The 18,280-nt window shown below is 57.6% G+C and carries 14 protein-coding genes; 9 read left to right on the top strand and 5 right to left on the bottom strand.

Features of this window, described 5'->3' with window-relative positions; genetic code table 11:
* Nucleotides 1–316 precede the first annotated feature (316 nt).
* Nucleotides 317–1,024, top strand: a complete 708-nt coding sequence (locus tag HMPREF2527_RS00520; RefSeq protein ID WP_070505512.1) for a hypothetical protein — start codon at nucleotides 317–319, stop codon at nucleotides 1,022–1,024.
* Between the two features lie 538 nt (nucleotides 1,025–1,562).
* On the opposite strand, the gene HMPREF2527_RS00525 is transcribed toward HMPREF2527_RS00520, so the two are convergent.
* Genes HMPREF2527_RS00525 through HMPREF2527_RS00545 form a run of 5 tightly spaced genes read right to left on the bottom strand, consistent with a single transcriptional unit; the run spans nucleotide 1,563 to nucleotide 6,661 of the window.
* Nucleotides 1,563–2,459 carry a hypothetical protein gene (locus HMPREF2527_RS00525; RefSeq protein ID WP_141744416.1) on the bottom strand — a complete coding sequence of 299 codons (897 nt, stop codon included), beginning with the start codon at nucleotides 2,457–2,459 and terminating at the stop codon, nucleotides 1,563–1,565.
* Nucleotides 2,459–3,388, bottom strand: coding sequence for a hypothetical protein (locus tag HMPREF2527_RS00530; protein WP_070505589.1), 930 nt, complete (start codon nucleotides 3,386–3,388; stop codon nucleotides 2,459–2,461). The genes HMPREF2527_RS00525 and HMPREF2527_RS00530 overlap by 1 nt, the downstream gene beginning before the upstream one ends.
* A 16-nt stretch (nucleotides 3,389–3,404) precedes the next feature.
* On the bottom strand, nucleotides 3,405–5,087 hold the full coding sequence (locus HMPREF2527_RS00535; protein ID WP_070505591.1) for a TadA family conjugal transfer-associated ATPase: 1,683 nt from the start codon (nucleotides 5,085–5,087) through the stop codon (nucleotides 3,405–3,407).
* 53 nt (nucleotides 5,088–5,140) lie between these two features.
* The gene (locus HMPREF2527_RS00540; RefSeq protein WP_070505592.1) at nucleotides 5,141–5,977 is read right to left on the bottom strand and encodes a hypothetical protein; all 837 of its coding nucleotides are present in this window, start codon (nucleotides 5,975–5,977) and stop codon (nucleotides 5,141–5,143) included.
* 3 nt (nucleotides 5,978–5,980) lie between these two features.
* Nucleotides 5,981–6,661 carry an SAF domain-containing protein gene (locus HMPREF2527_RS00545; RefSeq protein ID WP_070505594.1) on the bottom strand — a complete coding sequence of 227 codons (681 nt, stop codon included), beginning with the start codon at nucleotides 6,659–6,661 and terminating at the stop codon, nucleotides 5,981–5,983.
* Between the two features lie 180 nt (nucleotides 6,662–6,841).
* Here HMPREF2527_RS00545 and HMPREF2527_RS00550 point away from each other — a divergent pair, with 180 nt between their 5' ends.
* The 8 genes from HMPREF2527_RS00550 to HMPREF2527_RS00585 all read left to right on the top strand — a co-directional run bounded on the left by HMPREF2527_RS00550 (nucleotide 6,842) and on the right by HMPREF2527_RS00585 (nucleotide 18,249).
* Nucleotides 6,842–7,597 carry a hypothetical protein gene (locus HMPREF2527_RS00550; RefSeq protein ID WP_070505596.1) on the top strand — a complete coding sequence of 252 codons (756 nt, stop codon included), beginning with the start codon at nucleotides 6,842–6,844 and terminating at the stop codon, nucleotides 7,595–7,597.
* Nucleotides 7,598–7,742: 145 nt separating this feature from the next.
* Nucleotides 7,743–7,952, top strand: coding sequence for a hypothetical protein (locus HMPREF2527_RS00555; protein ID WP_070505598.1), 210 nt, complete (start codon nucleotides 7,743–7,745; stop codon nucleotides 7,950–7,952).
* Between the two features lie 22 nt (nucleotides 7,953–7,974).
* Nucleotides 7,975–8,376, top strand: a complete 402-nt coding sequence (locus tag HMPREF2527_RS00560; RefSeq protein ID WP_070505601.1) for a TadE/TadG family type IV pilus assembly protein — start codon at nucleotides 7,975–7,977, stop codon at nucleotides 8,374–8,376.
* Nucleotides 8,377–8,426: 50 nt separating this feature from the next.
* The gene (locus tag HMPREF2527_RS00565) at nucleotides 8,427–12,458 is read left to right on the top strand and encodes a bacterial transcriptional activator domain-containing protein (protein ID WP_070505603.1); all 4,032 of its coding nucleotides are present in this window, start codon (nucleotides 8,427–8,429) and stop codon (nucleotides 12,456–12,458) included.
* A gap of 19 nt (nucleotides 12,459–12,477) precedes the next feature.
* On the top strand, nucleotides 12,478–13,101 hold the full coding sequence (locus HMPREF2527_RS00570) for an A24 family peptidase (RefSeq protein ID WP_070505605.1): 624 nt from the start codon (nucleotides 12,478–12,480) through the stop codon (nucleotides 13,099–13,101).
* A 361-nt stretch (nucleotides 13,102–13,462) separates the two neighbouring features.
* Complete coding sequence (locus tag HMPREF2527_RS00575; RefSeq protein ID WP_070505607.1) at nucleotides 13,463–14,095, top strand: hypothetical protein; 633 nt, start codon at nucleotides 13,463–13,465, stop codon at nucleotides 14,093–14,095.
* 224 nt (nucleotides 14,096–14,319) lie between these two features.
* Complete coding sequence (locus HMPREF2527_RS00580; RefSeq protein ID WP_070505609.1) at nucleotides 14,320–16,077, top strand: hypothetical protein; 1,758 nt, start codon at nucleotides 14,320–14,322, stop codon at nucleotides 16,075–16,077.
* A 93-nt stretch (nucleotides 16,078–16,170) separates the two neighbouring features.
* The gene (locus HMPREF2527_RS00585; protein ID WP_070505611.1) at nucleotides 16,171–18,249 is read left to right on the top strand and encodes a hypothetical protein; all 2,079 of its coding nucleotides are present in this window, start codon (nucleotides 16,171–16,173) and stop codon (nucleotides 18,247–18,249) included.
* Nucleotides 18,250–18,280: the final 31 nt, after the last annotated feature.

Raw genomic sequence — 18,280 nt, forward strand, 5'->3', positions numbered from 1 at the left:
GGGGGTATAACCAGCAAGGTTATACCCCCCCCCCCCCCATTTAGCAAAAGGACATAACTGTCCAAAACCCAGGTATAGATTCCTACGCTCCGGCACACTGGAGCCAACACCAGTTACGACAGCCAAGGAAAACACCATGAACACCCAGGAAAAGCAGTAAGACGCTCAAAGCTATAGCGGCACAGGCGAAAGTTGTGCACATTCGTTCGGTTGAGCCTGCTGCTGCGAGTCACGCTGAACGGTTCAAGATGGGCACCGCACTTATCCCTGAACGCTAACTGCCGGAAAAACTCTCTCACCGAAAGGAATAACCATCATGTCATTCAATCAATACGGGCACACCGAATCCCTCGCTGGGCTGTGCCATTGCCGCAAGGGCCCCATGGTTGAGGTAGGGCTACCTCTTCGCAATTACCGTCTCAATTTGGAAGAAGTACGCCTCATTGTGAAGACTGAGACGCTTTTTGAGAACTGCTCGATTGGTCAGCTTTACGTCAACGCTGTAGGTGACACTGGGGCACCCCACGACCTCTCCACCCTAGCTGCTGAACATGGACTCACTGCTACTCGAATTGCGCGCAAGGGAATCACCCCTAGTGATGCAGACCCGCACGCACTGATGTTCTATAAGGCTGACGAAATTGCGGCTATCCTCATGTATGAGACTAACCGTGATGCAGATGATTACATCGTTGGCTACTGGCTCGACCATGTAGCCACCAAGACTCGAACCAACAACCGGCTTTACGCTAAGTATTTCGACCTTGAGGAAGTCCCTGCGCCGCCGCGCCACGTCAAGGAACTCTCACACGGACTCTACGTTGTTTGCGGTAAGGATGAAGAGCTTATCGGTGAAATCCGTGCCATCGAGCTACCTCGCATTGGGTGTGTGTATGCTGGAGACCGTTTCTTTGGCGCCGCTTTCAGCTACGGTTACGAGAGTGACCAGCTACAGCACGCTCCGTTCAAGGGCGACACCTTAGCAGAAACGGCAGCCAAAATCACGAAGGCATACGGGCGGTAACCTCAAGGCGCGTAAACCATAGGGGAACAGCACCGCCTATCTGACTTCCTACCGGGTCTGTGCACCCCGCTGAGGATCTGGCGCATCTCTTCGACGCAGAAGCCCCGGGCTGGATGTCCGTAGCAGCTGAAGATAAGTACCAGCTCGACCAGCTCCAAACCCCGCACTAAAAGGGGAAGGCAACAGGGGGAAGCTGAACACGCCATAAGGCAACCGGGGGCTATGACCAGCAAGGTCATAGCCCCCACCCCGCACCCATTTACCAAAGGGACATACCTGTCCAAACTCACCAAGATCCCTACGCTCCAGCACACAAAAAGGGAGGGCCCCACAATCCATCACGGATCGCGGGACCCTCCCTAATTGGCGTATGCGGCACCTTGCTGACGCACAAGGTACCACCACCTACCTCCCCCACCAAGCAAGCGGGATGAGAACCGGGGGAGCTGTCTGAATCCTCAACCGAAACCAGTAAAGGAACCCACCCGGCAGGTCATACGCCCACCCCCACCAAACAGCAGGGGAAGACTACTCGACGCTACATCTTAGTACCCAAAGACGCCAGCACCGGGAACAGCAGCATACCGATAGCCACCAAAGCCACCAGCGGGAAGAACAAGTTCAACCGTTCCGTAGCCGCATTCGCCCTCTCATGCTGATCATTGAGAATACGACCATTAATCAGCTCCGCATGATTACGCAACGACTCATAAATCTGGGTATCGTTCTCGCCCGCCTGCTTCAAAATCGCCGCCAAATCAGACAACTCCTTCACCTGAAGCTCCTGACCCAGATCATACAGCGCATCCCAGGGCTGCTTGCCCTGATGATGCGCAATCGTCATACGATTCTTGATCCTGGTGAACACCCAGGTATCAGAAACTTCTGCTGCGCTCGCGGCGGCGGTGGAGGTGTTAGCGCCCTGGCTACGGCGCATCGCAACGCCTTCCAGGTAGGTGGCGATAGCTCGGGAGAATTCCTCACGGGCGTTCTTCGCGCGGGATTCAATGTAGCTGTTGTACAGCATCCATCCTGCCCCGGCACCAATAAAAATCGTCAGGAGCGGTACAGAGATAGAATCCCCGCTCAGAGCGAAGGCGATAGCGATAGCGAGCGGTGCTGCAGCCCCGCCGACCGCGCAGTTGAAACGACGGTACCAGTAGGACAGCTCAGGGATCGCCAGAATATTCAGGTTCTGAACATCGACAGTGAAAAACTTCGTCAGGTACTTTGTTTCAGGAAGATGCTCCATCACCCACGAACCGATCAGCTCTTCACTGCTGAGCTTTCGGGTACGCTGCTGAAGCTTCTGCGAGTCCGTCGTCTTCAGGTTCGCCATAGCGGACTTAACACTGAGCTGATGAGGCAGAAGTGGCGAAATCAGCAAGGTCAGGCCTACACCCACCACAACACCTAAGACAATGACCAGAGCCATCATCGGCGTTCACCTCCTACAGCATGAGAAACAGCATTCTTCAAAACGCCCTTAGCGTCCATCTGAGGCTGCGGGTTCACACTAGTAGAACCCAGAATACGGGGGACAGGACGCGGAGCAACCGACCGGCGAATCACGACCATCACCCCAATCAAAGCAGTAAATAGAAGCATGAAAACAAGCTCACCAGCAGTGGTGCGGTAGATAGGAGTCTGCGGAGCAGCCAGCACCACCGCCGAGAAAATGATGACGTTAAGCATCAACACCGTCTGACGTGCTGAACCCTGCGCAGCATCCACCTTGCGGCGCACCTCAATCTCATGACGAATCTCAAGATTGATACCCGCCAGCGCCGTAGACAAACCCTCACCGCGTTCCCTCGCCGCAATCTTCAGCAAGAAAATCACACGGTCAATGGTCGGATCGTTGAGATCCTGCGCGAAAGCATCGAGTGCCTTACCCGTGGGCCAGGAAGCATTCAAACGAGCCGTCAGACGACGCAAGGGCAGCTTCAAATTTTCACCTGCAACCGTATAAGAGGACTTAATAGCGCTTTCCAGGTGCGCACCGCCCTTCACACGACCAATCAGGATACCCAGCCACGCCACCACTTCATCAAGCTTCTGCACACCCGTATCCTTGGGCAACAAGAGCTTAGGAACCATGATGATGAGTACAGGAATAATGACCAGAGCAAGCAGCCAACGGGTCAGAAGCCAGTAGATGATCGTGCCCGCCACAGCAAGCAGCAGAGCCCTACGATTGACCGCACCCAACAACCCCTGAACATCAGAGGTGAGGCGGCTAAAGAGGGTGGGGGCAGTAATCGGCTTCCACTGACCATGCCGTGAAATGAAACGGGCATAGACCATCATCGTCACGCCAATGCACACCACCGCTACCGATATAGGCAACATCAAGAGGTTCATATCTGTTTGCTCCTACCTACGCGGCGGTGGGGGATTCCCACCCTGCTTCCTTCAAATCATGTAGCATCTTCGGGCTCGACGGCGCCTCATCAAATGACGCATCATGGTGCCCGTCCTTCAACGAGAAAATATTGTGCGTCGTGGCCTGACGGTTACCTTCAGCAGGCAACACCTCACAGATATGCGTGACCACGCGGCGAGGCTTACCGGTCTCAGGATCCTTAATCTTCTTCATCTGCACGATGAAGTCCAGGTTTTCAGCAACCTGACCAGACACATACTCGCGCGTCAAACCCTTCTCCAAAGCCAGACCTACCAGGCGGTCAATTGCCTGCTCCGGTTCGTGAGCGTGCAGGGTGCAGAACGTACCGCCGTTAATCTGCATGGCTTCAATGAGCGCAATGATTTCACTACCGCGCACCTCACCGACCATAATATTCGCCGAATTCAGACGCAGAGCCTTCTCCACACACTGCTCCAGACTGTACTCACCGATACGGCGGCCCGACGCATCACGCTCACTACTGCCAGGGTGATACTGCAAGTCGATAACCGGCAGCACACGGTGCGGCTGCTGATTCAGATGAAGCTCACGTTCCTTCTCAATGGTCACCACCTGCACCATAGGGTCAATGCAGGAAGCCAGCGCACGCATCAGCGTGGTCTTACCGTCACCAGGCTCACCAGAAATCACAATCGACTTACGCGCCTTGATAGCGGCAGTCAAGAACCGACGCATCTGGGTAGTCAACGTACCCAGCTGCTCCAGCTGCTCCAACGTGATACTCACATACCGGTGAATACGCATCACCAAAGAAGGACGCGACGCCACCGGAGGCGCAATCGCCGCCAGACGCACGTAGCTGATCAAGTCCATATCCAAATCAGGATTCGTCGTAGAGAATGGACGCGAAGCATCACCCTGATTCGAGGCAATATTCTGGATCATCTGCATCAGCTCAGCATCCGTCGCCGCAATCGGCTCAGCACGCTCCGTACGACCATCAGAGAACTTCAAAAACACCTGATCACACCCGGCAATGTGAATATTCTCCACCTCCGGCATATCAATCAGCGCCTGAAAACGACCCAGACGATACAGCACGTCATACACCTGCTGCTGAACCTTCTCGCTGTACTCATCCGTCCACCGGTCACGGTCACCATCAACCTCAACCAGCGCCGTAGTATAAGCATCGAGCGCCTGCAAAATCATGGACTGAGTCTTCGCCTGCTGCTCCTGAATACTCAGCTCACGCATCCGGTCCTCTTCCAAAGACAAGCTATTAGACACCTGCTCCTGAATCGTCTCCACATCAGCCCAAAACTGAAGCAAATGCTCAGGAATAACCGGCTCACCAGAGGAAGAAGACACACCAGCAACAGAGGAAGAAGACGCATCAACAGCAGCAGCCGGCGCCACAGTACGCGCCACAGCCTCACGCACAGCAGCAGCAGAACCCACCGAAGACTCAACAGCACTCACCACCGGCACCACCGGAGGCGTAGGACCCGCCGGATCAAACCCATACGGAGCCACCTCCACCGGAACCGACCCGACAGAACCAACGCTCTGCGCCGCGCTCGCGGGTGCAGGGGGAGTCAATGCAGAGTTTTCCTTGTTCCTCTGCTGGGTGTGCTGACGCAGCAGGGGAGAATTCATGATGCTCAGTAGCTGAGAATTCTCAGATGCACTCATCGTCTATCTCTTTCTTAAGGTTGCGTTCTCTGTAGAGCAGAGGAAGGGGTGATTTATCGGGAAGGGTTGAGGTAGTCAGCTTCATTCTTCAGTCGGACCTGAAGTTTGGAGCTGTAGGTGGATACTGCCGTTCGGTAGGCGCGCAGTTTCTTGTCGAGCTTCTTGGCGGAGGTGGGGATGTCAGCCCCGTGGCTGAAAATTGCTGCTGCTTCAGGGCTATGGGGTAGCGTCGTCAGAAGTGGAGCGGAGGGGATGAGGGAGGCAAGCTCACCGGCGGGAAAATTCACTGCTGGGCTTTGGTGAAATACCGAGCACAGCCCTTCCGGGTGACCCTGCTCATCCATCAGCTGGTAGATTCGCTCAATATTCTCTTGGGCAGCCCAGGTATCAATGAATGTTGCTGAGAGGTGAGCAACTGCCAAGTCGGCGTTCGTCACCAGGGCCATACGTTCCGTCTCTCGGGTGGTAATACGCCCCATGTCGAAAAAGACGTCGTAGCCGGTTGCTTTCTCGAAGGCGCGGGTGGCGATGAGCAGGTCACGCCAGAAGGCTTTGTGTCCGGTTGCCGCGCGAGGAGAAGGGAAAGCCGGCAGCAGGTGCTTGCGGTATTGCTTATCCTCAGCAAAGCGTGCAGGGTCCTGAGCCAGGGGAATCATCTGATCAAAAACAGTCTTCGACGTTTGACCAAATTTCTTCATATTATTAGCCAGCTGCGTCATGTTGCGTTCGTACACGACGCGGCCACGCATAAAGCCTGCCAGAATCGACGAAGGGGAGGCGGTATCCGCTTCTACCAGCAAGACAGGGCGCGGCCACTGAAGAGCCAGAGCCAGCGTTGACATGGTCACACCCGGGGCGCCGTGGGTTGAAAAATGGGCAATAATCGCCATGGCTTACTGGGCCCCCTCAATGGTGACAACGACCTTCTTCTGAAGGACTGCATCCATGAACGCAGCGTTCTTTGAGGCGCCTTCGGGTAGCAACACGTCAATCTTCGTGTCTCCGTTGACCTTCGTGACCGTATCAACCGTGCCACTAATAGCGCCCTCAACGTTAGGGGAATTATTGTTTGCACCCACGTTCGCCGGAATCAGGATGACACGATCACCTGCCTTGAGCGGACGTACCGGAATGTTCGTAGAAGGAAGGAGAAGACCCACAATTTCCTTACCCTGCTCCGCGCTGGGCAGGTTCGGTGCCGTATTGCTACTGAGCAGCACCTGGCCGGAGGAAATGTCAGTGGTAGCCTTCTTGCCCACCACCTCAGAGCGCTTCTTGTACAACACAGCCTTAGCCGGAGGGTTTAGAACGTTCATCGTGCCCAGCTGGGACTCTTCGATTACTGCGCCACGGGGAATGTCCTGAGTGACCGTCACAATCTGTTCCGGTGCACTATTGGTTGCTACAGCGTAGGAGCCCAGAATGCCCACAGCAGTCAGCGTTGCACCCAAAGCCGTAATCCGGCGGGTCTTGCTCTTGGACTGAATCGGGTTCAGAAACTCATACTTCTCTGCTGATTCATCAGCACCAGAAGTAACAAGCTGATCTTTTTTCTGGAAAAGCGAAAACGCCATGGCATCTCCTAATGCAAGAAGTGGGGTGGGGTGTGGTTGGTGGTGTGAAAACAGTTTCTCCTACATTGAGAATACCACAAAAACTCATATAACATTGCACATATTCGTGTATATGTGTAGATTTATAATAGGGAGTGAACCTCCCCTGGAGGAAGCCCCCACCTATAGGAGAGCGATGAGATGACGCCCGCGCCGAATGACCTGTCCCTGACGTTTAATTTGCCGACCCTTTCGGCTGCTGAGCCGAAGAAAAAGAAACCCGAAGCTGCTTCTGAGCCGTCGCAGAAGGCAAGTGTCCTATCTGAAGTGCCGGTGAAGAATTCTCGACCCCGCGTTGAGGAATCCCCCACGGAAAAGAAGCCTGAGACTGAGCAGATCCCGTCATCCCCACCTCTTCCTGCCCACGACGGCTCAGCCAACAAGGCAAAAGGGAAATCCCCTAACAAGAAGTTCAACCTGTCTATTGATCAGGATTTGATTCCCCGCATTAGGTGGGCGGTCCAAAAGGAGACAGGGTACGTCTACAAGCAGGGCTATATCTACCTCGTAGCCGTTGAAGAAGTGCCCCTAAAGGACATCGAGCGCTATCTCGATGCTTACCGCCGCAATCTCAGCACCGTACCGGAGCTGCCTAAAGTCACCGTACTCCTGGGTAATCGGCACGCGGTAGCAGCTTCTCCCAGCCTCCCCCCGAAAAGAGTCGCTGATGTAGATGCCCTTGCGAAGAGGCTAGGTATTTCTCGAAGCCGCTATTTTGCAACCGCACTACGTATCTGGCTGGACCAACACGACATGATGCCACCGACCAAGGAGCATCTAGCCGAAAACCTCGAACAGTATATTTCCAGCATGGGGCTCTACGTCCCACCCGCAGATCTGCAGAGGCTAGCCAAGAAGGCACGCGTCGCAGAGACCTCTGCCCCTAAGAATTCATAGGGCACCACCCCGGAGCCTTAGAATAATGAAAATGTGCTCTATTTCATGACGCATCTGCCACCAGGGCAGGTGCCTTCATAGAGATATGAGGGCTGGTGTCGAGAGCACATCACACCACGCCGATAATTTGAAAGGAAAAATCAGCATGAACGCGCTGTACACCAATCTCTGCCTCTACATTTCGGGCGCCTACAACAAGATGAACGCTCGACTGGACGCCAAGCGCGAAAGCGGCGCAGGCGCAGTCGAATACGTCCTGCTCATCGTCGTTGGCGTTGCCATCGTCGGCCTGATCGCTGTTGCAGTAAAGGCCTTCGTAGAAGGCCAGCTGGGCTCCCTGACGTTCTCCATCTAACACTAGAAGGGAACCTGCAGCCATGAAACGAACGGTGCTGAGTCAATCACCAGATGACTCATCCTCCGAGTCTGGATCCTACGCCATTGAATGGCTTCTCCTGTTCCCCTTTCTGATGGGTCTCATTATCTTCATTCTTCAGCTGGGCGCATACCTAGCTGCTAACTCTGAAGCACAAAATGCCGCTGACGCAGGCTACTTTTCAGCCCGCGTCATCGGCGGCACTCCAGAGGACGGAGTGGAACAAGCCCAGCACCGCCTCAACGCAACATCTACTCTCAAAGATGCCCACGTTGAGGTCCAACGGGATGCAGACCAGACAACGGTCACCGTAACGGGCACCTCTTCAGGTGCACCGCCCTTCCTTCCCGCCATGACGATCACCCGCCAAGCGCAGGGCCCCTCCGAAGAGGCCCTGCGCTAAGGCGCATCATCCACCGACCATATCGACCACACGCAAAGGGGCTTCATCCCGTGAAAACTCAGATTCTCAGGGTCTTCTCCCTGATCGCCGTGACCTTCATCGTCCTTGGAATCCCGGCGCTACTGATCACTGTCTCCGGCAACCCCCTCGCATCCCTCGATATGGTCGGTGGCGTCATCGCCTCCGTCGACGGAGCCCTCACCTTCCTGCTGCAGGTCTTCATCCCCATCATCGCCTGGATCGGGTGGGCCTCCCTCGTCATCCCCCTAATCATTGAGGCAGCCGTACAGATCCGCCACGGCGAATCCGTGAAACTACCCGGCGTCCTGCGTTTCCAGCAGAACGTCGCCGCCGTCCTCATCGGCATGATCCTGGCCTCTACCGCCGGTATCTCTGGCGCAACCGCCATCGAATCCGGCGGCACCACAGGCGTGCCGGTCACCCCGAACCAAACCGTCTCCGCCCCCGCCACCGTACAGGCACAGTACGGCGCACCCACCGCCGCCGAAAAGGCCCAGGCCTCCCAGACCGGCCCCTCCTACATGATCAACGGCCACGAAACCCTCTGGGACATCGCTGAAACCACCCTCGGCGACGGCAGCCGCTACATCGAAATCTTCAACCTGAACCAGGGCGTCGTACAGAACGACGGCACCGCCCTGCTCTCCACCGACCAGCTCCTACACGACGGCTGGGTACTCACCCTGCCCCAAGACGCCAAAATCCCTCAGCCGATCGCAGGTAACGGCACCGTCACCATCAAGCCCGGCGACACCCTCTCCGAGATCGCTCTTGAAAACTACGGCGACCTGGAAGCCTACCACTACATCGCAGGCGCCGCCTCCAAGACCACCCAGCCCGACGGCACCACCATCCAAGACGCCGACCTCATCCAGCCCGGCTGGGAATTCACCATGCCCGGCACCCCCACCGCACCCACCACCCCGGCGACCAACAGCAACGCGGGATCTTCCACCGCGCTCGCACCTTCTGCTGGTTCTCCTTCTGCTTCGGGTGTTTCTAGTTCTGCTGGTGCGTCTACTCAGGCACCCTCTGCCGCCGCATCTGCATCTGCCTCTGCTGCGCCGGCTGCTACCTCAGCGGCCTCTTCTGCACCCTCTGCTGCTGGTGCGTCTACCGCCCCGGCTGCCGCGCCCACTAGCGCCCCGGCAGCCACCTCGGCGGCATCTTCTGCTATTTCTGCTGATGAGGCTGCCGCCAGCGTCGGCTCCTCCAGCGCACACGGAGCACCTAAGGGCCAGCACACCACCGCACCGGCTGCCGCGCCCACTACCGCACCGGCTGCCACCTCAGCCGCATCTTCTGCTGCTGTAGCTGGCACCTCTACCGCACCGGCTGCTACCGGTGCATCTACCGCACCTTCAGCGGCAGCAGCACAGAACCCGGCACAGGCACCGGCACCTGCTGCTCAGCAGGGTGCTACCTCCGCAATCCCCGGCGGCACTATCGCTACCGACTCTGCCGAGAAGACCGGCACCACCGAGCAAGCAGCCGAAACCGACAAGAGCAGCAGCGTGCAGACCCACGACGTGCAAACTGCCGGCAGCACCCAGGACGCTACCGTAGCCGCCGCTGAAGATGAGGAGAACAACTACACGCTCCCCCTCACCGGTGGAGCGTTGCTGGCCGCTGGCCTGCTCTCCGTCTTTGCTGCCCGCCGCTGGCACCAGCGCCGCCGCCGCAAGCCGGGCCAGACCATCCAGCTCACCCCCGAAGCAGCCACCACCTTGACCACTCTTGAAGCCGAAGCAGCAGTAGCGCCCCTGGCTGAGATTGATTACGGCCTGCGCCTGCTGGCACAGCACTGCCGTAACACCGAAACCCCCGTCCCGGTCCTGAAGTACCTGGCACTTAACGCCACCGAGGCGAACCTGTACTTCGAGCAGGACATCACGAACCTGCCCGCACCCTTCCAGAGCACCATGGACGCCAACCTGTGGAACCTTCCGTTCGGGTCCCTGGACACCAGTGAACCGCTAGACATCTTTGCACCCTACCCTGCCCTCATCACCCTTGGTGATGACACCCAGGGCGCAGCTCTGATGCTCAACCTCGAATACGCTGGCACCCTCCAGCTACACGACCCCTTCCAGGGCACCAGCCAGGTCAACACAATCAACCAGATCATCGGCTCCATCGCCGCCGAGCTGCTGCTCAACCCCTGGGCAGAAGGCCTGCGCCTGAGCCTGCTCGGCCTTGACGATACCTTCCTCAACGCACTCTCTGCTGACCGCATCACCACCTACACTGCCGAACAGAGCGAGGAATGCCTCAACGCCCTCACCGCTGAAGCACAGGACCTTCAGAACTTCCTGGAATCTGAAGGCTACGCCTCCGTCCACGAAGCACGCATGGCAGGAGCCGAATCCTTCCCCGCCCATATCGTCATCGTCTCCGACACCATCGACGAGATGGACCGCTCCGATCTGCTCGATCTGGTACGCACCATGCCTAACGTCGCTATCGCCGTCATCTCCCACGAAGAAGACGCTGTTGAAGAACTCGACGCCAATTCCCGAACCCACCGTCTGACCGTCACCCGCGCCCCCCACGGTGACATCTCTGACACCATGCTGGAGCTGCAGCCGGTACGCATGCCCCTCATCCCGCGTTATCTGAACAAGGACGAGGAAGAAGCCATCCTGGCTCTGCTGAAAGAAGCAGCCGCCGAACCCACCGACGCACCGAATCAGGTTCTGCGTTTCCCCGAGGTCACCTCCACCGCAACCGATAGCCCCGCTGAGGACCAGCTCTTCCAGGACTCCACCGACGCACCGGCAGAATCCCCGGACGCAGCGGACGCACCGGATGCGGCAGAGGCCATGGAACCGGAAGAAGCTACGGCACCGGCAGAAACCACCGGTGAGCCTGCTGTAGACGAAGCACCCGAAACCGCACCCGAGCCTGAACCTGCCACCGAACCGGCAGAAGAAGCCACCAGCTACGGCATCGACACTGCCTACGGTATTGATACCGCCACCTCCTACGGCTTCGACTCTGCTACCGGTTACGGCATCGACACCACCTACGGTATCGACACCGCAACCACCCCCGAGGAAGCAGCAACCCCGGCACCGGAAGAGACCACCGATGAGCTTGCCGCTGACGAAGCACCCGCAACCGAGGAAGCAGCACCCGCACCCGAAACGGAAGCACCCACCGCGCTCGCACCTGCCTGCTATGAGGAAGGTAAGAGCCCTGAGGAGATCCGTGCCGAAACCCAGCAGGTCTTCGCCCACCTCTTCGGTGAGACCGACATGTACGATGCTTTGGTGAAGAACGGCTCTACTCTTACCCATGAGACGGTGACGAACCTGGAGCACCCCTTCCTGGCTCTGCTGGGTCCGGTGCGACTGCTCAACGCGAAGGGACCGGCACCTTTGACCAAGGGTAAGAACGAGGTGTCTACCGTGCTGATGGACCGTTACGCGTCCGTGACTGCGTTCTTGCATCTGCACCCTGGAGTGGAGACCGAGGATTACCACGCCGCGTTCTGGCCGGGGGAGCACCACAGTTCCACTAAGGCTGACACCCGCCGTAACCAGCTCACCGGTAAGGTTCGCCAGTGGCTGGGCTCCACCAAGGATCACGAGCCGTACTTCCCGCGCGCGGTATCCCGCCGCTACAGCCTGTCCGAGCTGATTAACTCTGACTGGGCCCTGTTCCAGATCCTCACCGATGGGGAGTTGGCTCTGCGCCCGACCTCGCACCTGCTGGCAGCATTCAGTCTGGTTCGTGGCGTCCCGCTCGACGGTAGCAGCGCCCACTATCCCTGGGCTGAAAACGACCGTGAAAAAATGCGCACCCGCATTATCGACGTCGCTTATGAACTGCTTGATCGTGCACGTGTGGCTCAGGACCACCGCCTGATCCTTCAGATTGCCCGTGCCGCCCGCATGATTGATAGCACCCAGGACGCATTCTGGATGGCAGAAATCCATGAGGAAATCCTGACCAACAACCTGCAGAAGGCTCAGCAGCTCAAGACCCAGTTCCTCGACTACTTGGAATCCTGGGACGTAGAACCGTCTGAGGAAGCAGCCAAGGTTTTGGCTGCCTAACCGAAAGAAGAAACACCAGATGACTGTGACCAGCAGCCACGACACCACCGCACCGCGCACCCCGAACATCGCCAAGGGCGTGCTCTTGCGTGCCGCCGCCTTCAGCTTCACCGTCTCCCTTATCCTGGGAGTCACCGGCTTATGGCAGCAAGTGATGCCGTGGCTGCTGATCCTCATCATCTTCTACTACGCAGGGCCCCTCATGTCCTGGGACATGCGGCATAAGCTGCTGCCGAACGCGTACACGTACCCGTTGGCGGTTGCACAGGCTGGATTGGCTGCCGGGCTGCTGGTCACCGACCCTATCCTGAGCCTCACCGGTGCCGGAACCGAGGGGGCTGCTACCCACGGTGCCCTCATGCTCATCATCGCCCTAGCTATTACCGGTTTGCTCTTCGCCTTTGCCCTCTTCGCCCCCGTTGGTCTGGGCGATGTGAAGCTTCTGGCAGGGCTAAGTGCCGCCACCGCCTACCATGGGTTTGAGGCTGCCTTCATCTCCTTGTTCCTTGGGCACGTCCTCGCCCTACCCGTAGCCTATAATGCCCACCGTAAGGGAGAAAAGACCGTGCCTATGGGCCCCTTCCTCATTACCGGCGCGCTGCTCGTTCTGCTCTTCATGCCGGTGCGCCCCCTCTTCTTCTAATCTTCATCTCACCGGTTTCAATGCCCCCAAGAACCCCTGGTTTTTGGGGGCATTACTATGCCCGCCACAGGGTGTACCCCGCCTCTCATTTAGGAAAGGGACAAGAAGGAAAGAATTTCAAAATAGGGTGAGGGAAAAAGGACACAATGAAGTGCCTTCATAGCAGTGAAGGGGTGCTACCCCCTCACCCGCCCGCCAGGGTCTACCCTGCGGCACAGGGTAGAGGTGACAGCACAGCCACCACCCCAAACCTGCATCCTGCAGCTTACCCCGGGGTAAATGGCGGAACCGTCAACCCGTGCCACCAGCACCCTAAACTGGCGGCACCACCAACCCTTAACCGAAAAGAGGAAAGAACCCCATGACCACCACGACCCCCTCGACCGCTTCCGTCTCCACGGAATCCCCGTCCCGCTCCAGCCACAAGGCCTACACGTTCTTGTGGTTTGCCGTATCCGCCGCAACCGGTGCCCTGATCATGACCGAACAGTGGACGCAGTACGGCATGTACTTCGTCTCTGCCCTGTACCTGGCCACCGTCACCCCGGCCCTGGCCCGCCGTACCACCCCCACCACCGGCACCGCCCTTCTGGGAAGCATGGGAATCATCGCTGCAATCTTGGTTCTGTGTAGCGGCGGCTTCTACCCCTTCGGCCTTAGCTTCACCCTGCCTGACTATCTGTCAGCAATCACCGGCGGATTCATGCTCGCCTCCGCCCTGACCGGATGGGGCGTACTGCACTGGCTGCGCCGAACCGTCCAGGACCCCTGGATGGACACCCTCAACACGAAGCTCGTCATCGGCTCCGCAGCAGCCTCCGGCGTCTTCCTCTCTGAAGGTTGGGCCGCCTTTGCCTGCGTCCTGCCGGTCACCGTGCTGATCAGCGACTTCATTGCCAACCGCAACAAGACCCCCAACCCCAACCTGATCCTCGCAGCCGGCACCCTCATCAACGCAGCGGCTATCCTTACCGCCCTCGCACTGATGGCATAAACCCACACCACACACCACAAGGGGGGCGGCGGAACCCCGCCGCCCCCCCCCCACCCCCGCACAATGAACCACTGGGACATCCCACAAAAAAATCCACCACCATGTGAGGTTTCCAGCACACAATGAGGTGCCTTCATAGGAATGAATACCCCGTATCCACACCCCGGAACAACAAGGGGGGGCGGATACAACACAACAACCAACCACGAAGAAAGGCACCCACCATGTGCGACGTCAAGCCCAACCCCCGCTGCTTCACCCACTACGAACCCCGCTACAACGACGCCAAAGACGCCTACCAAGAAGCCCTCGACGACTTCGAGAGCAAAGAAAAAGCAGGCACCCTCACCGACGAAGACTACGACAACCTCGCCGCTGCCTTCGAGGAATACCAGGCATGCCAGCGCATGTACTACATGAGCCCCAAAGCCCGCCGACACCGCCACGCCGACGAAGTAGCAAAAGTCCGCGAAGCCCTCGAAGAAGCCAAAAAACTCCACGAAGAAAACCCCAACAGCGAATACGCCCGACTCCTCTACAAAAACGCCCAAGCCGACCTCGACCAAATCCAGGTCCAGGACGAAGAAGGCGCTCGCCGCTGGGAGGACGCAAAACGTGCCGGAAGGCTGGCACACGAGCTGAACAAGAACGGCCTCGAACGCGGCCTCTTCAGCCAGGCACAGTACACCGACGAAGACCTCGCCGAAGTTAACTTCGACAGCTGGGACCGTGCCTGCCCCGACGGCAACGCCGTACTGCACGGCATGGACGACAAACTCCAAAAGACCAACAAGCGAGGCGTCTACCGCGAGCTAACCATCACCAGCGAAAAGCGCCTAGAGCTGCCCACTAACGAACGTCTCGACTACAACCTTGAAGGCCACATCACCCAGGCCAAGAAAGGAAACTCCCGATACAAGATCTCCTTCACCGTCGATGACGACCCGAAAAAGGGCCTCGGTGCATTCATCCCCAACCCCACCGCCCACGACGGCTACTACTCCGTAGGCGCACCCGCCGAACGCCGCCCCGTCACCCGTGACAATTCCCCCTCAGCACGCGACGGCGGCAAAATGCGCAGCAGCGACTGGGACCACACCCAGGACGCCAACGGACTCACCGCCGAAGAAATCGCCGAACAGCAAGAAAAATTCGGCACCCTCCAATCAGCCGTCAAAGCCGACAACGACGCCCACGGCAGGGGAATGTACACCCGCGTCAACGCATTCCACTCCGAAATCAACACCGTACACAAGGGAGAAAAGCACAACGAACTAACCAAACGAATCATCAAAGAATACGGCATCAAAACCAGCTTCAACAGCATCACCGAAGCCAAAAAAGAAATCGCACGTGTCCTCGAAATCCAGGACAAAATCCTGGCCGAAGCCGTCAAGGAAACCCGTGAAAAATCCATTAACGACTTCGCCAAGCAGCAATTCGACGCCCACGATCAGCAAGAACGTAAACGCGCCGAAAAGCAGGCACGCAAGGACATCGAAGAACTTCCCGAACGCCTCAAGCCCAAGACCCAACGCGAAATCCGCAACCACGGCGGCGGCCCCGACCGCGTCGAACGCAACATGACGCGCCTGGAACGACAGAGCAGGGGCCTCAAGAAGAAGGAGAAAATCGCAAACGAACGCGAAGCAAGCATCAACAGGGCCAACGAATACAACGAAGAACGCCGCAAGCAAACCGGTGACCTCACCTACAGCACCCACGTAGAACCCACCCGCCACCCCGACGACCTCACCAACCCCAAGGCAGGCTACACCTACAAGGTCAACAAAACCGTCAAGGGCGGCGTCCAGCAGCAAGGAAAAATCGAATTCACCAAGGGCGGCAAACTCGCCAAGGGCTACAGCATCGAAGATGCTAGGGACCCGAAGATGGTCAACATCACCACCCCCAAGAACCAGACCTTCACCCTCCGCCGCAGCCAGTACGAAACCATGACCAAAACCGGCAAGAAAATTTAGCAAAGGGACAAACCCCAAAAAACAACCAAACCACCACCCCAAAAACCCCTACAGTAGAACCACAACAAAAACCACCACAGAAAGGAAACCACCATGGCACACAGCCCCGAATCCGAGGCCAACTACAAGGCCTACCAGAAGAAGTACCACGCAGAACGAAACGCACGCGCTCGCTATTCCTATGACTCTCTCGAAAAGCAGCACCGTGTGAAGGTCAAGGGTAAGGATCTCTCTGCTGATCTGATGCATACCCGTGCCCCCGGCGTCACCGGCGAAACCCCGTGGGAGAAGGATTTGACCGTCCACCCTATCAAGTGGCGTCGTTACGGCATGCCTAAGGACCTTCCTGCCGTTGTGCAGAATGCGTTCGGTGATGAGGCTCCTGGCCGCTCTTTCTTGGATCCGCGCATGCTTTTTGACTGCACCCTCTTCGACAACATGACCGATGAGGAAATTGCCTACTTCAACGATGAGAAGCACTGGGTCGTCGAGAAGCTGGATACTGACATCACCCTCAAGAACGAGCTGGAGGGTGAGCCTGGTGTGTACGGCTACCTCGTGCACGTCAACCGTGGCCGCAAGGAGGTGAACAACCCTCCGGTGGGCCGCCCGCGTTATTTGCGTCAGGACGGTAAGGAGCTCATCTGGGAGGATCCGCGTCTGGATGCACCCTGGTGGCAGGAATGCGGCGACTACATCTACGTCTACCTGGACGAGAAGGAAGCCCGCGCTGCCTTCAAGCAGCAGAAGATGCGCCTGGATGATTTGAACCAGGAGGTGCGCCTGTACCGTTTGACCAAGCCCATCAGCATCAGTGAGGCCCGTGAGTGGCTGAACAGTGACCACCCTCTGCGTGAAGAGCGCCACGGCGCCATCACCCTGGATGCTTTCGGTACTGGCCAGTACGGTCGCCCGGGTGCGCTTCGTCTGCCGCAGCAGCCTGCCCCTGATGAGGATGAGCAGGACCGTATTGCTGAGGAAGAGTACTGGAACAGCCTCACCCCCGAAGAGCAGCAGAAGACCCTGGATGATTTGGAGTACTACCAGGCCCTGGAAGAGGAACGCGGGCAGATCAATAAGGAACGTGCTGACGCTCTTGAACGTATGTTCAAGGAACGTTTCAACGTGGATGAGTACATGGCGTACCTGCTGAAGCGAGCTGAAGACCGTGTAGATGATGAGCCGGAGGATGAATTCGCTGTTGAGTGGCTTAATACGCTGCGTGAAGAGATTCCGACGATGCCTTTGAAGAAGAAGCTTACCTTCGTCGAAGAAGGCATGTACAGGGAAGATCCCAGCGGATGTGAAGAACTGCTGCGTAGCCTGAACCTTGTCACTCCGTACGAGACGATGACTCGTTTGGTGGAGATTGAACCTCTGACTCAGGAGACGATTGAATCTGCTGTGGCAGTGCACAAGAGTCGCCTGAAGCTCGGTATCGAGACCGAGAAGCTGGGCTTCCGCCGCAAGGGGGGCCAGTACCATCTGACTGAGGAGCAGGAGCAGTACGTTCGTGCTGGTCTGGTGGATTATTACACTCGTGAGGGCGAGAACGGTTCTGCTCTGCTGATGCGGTACCTGCATGACAGCGATTGGTACCGTTCGCTGGACCCGAGCCAGTATGAAGAAATCAACGGCTTCTCGTGGGAGACCATCAACATGGAGGACTACCGTGCTGGCCATCTGCTGACTTTCGGTAGCCGTCTTCCGCGTGGTGCGTTTGGCCCGAAGCATGACCGTATTGAATTCCTGGCAGATCTGCTGCAGCGTGGTGAGATTGATGTGCCGACGTTCTGGAAGCGTGTGCAGGATTCTTCCTACGTGGCAGATCAGGAACGCTTCGGCCCTGATGGCGAAGAGTCGTTCATCGTGACGAAGAAGAACTGGCGTCAGTTCATCAAGTTCTGGGATGCAGACCGCCCGGAAGACTACGAGCCGGACCCGTCAGAGGATAAGTCTCTGTTTATTGAGGCACTTGGCGGCGATAGCTGGGCTGAATATGAGGAACGCGCATATGATTGGCGCACGAAGGACTGGGAAGCGTGGATTGAGTCGCTGCCTGATGACTGGTGGACTCTGAACACTAATGCAGTTGCGGATGCAGCGCAGCAGGTGGAAGTTCCCCGTCTGGTTCCCGAAATGGTGAAGCACACGCTGGAGAAGGCCGCGTAGCGCTAACGGTACTTGCTGTACACCATCAATA

It is taken from the genome of Rothia sp. HMSC071B01 (genome assembly GCF_001808945.1).
Lineage (GTDB): Bacteria > Actinomycetota > Actinomycetes > Actinomycetales > Micrococcaceae > Rothia.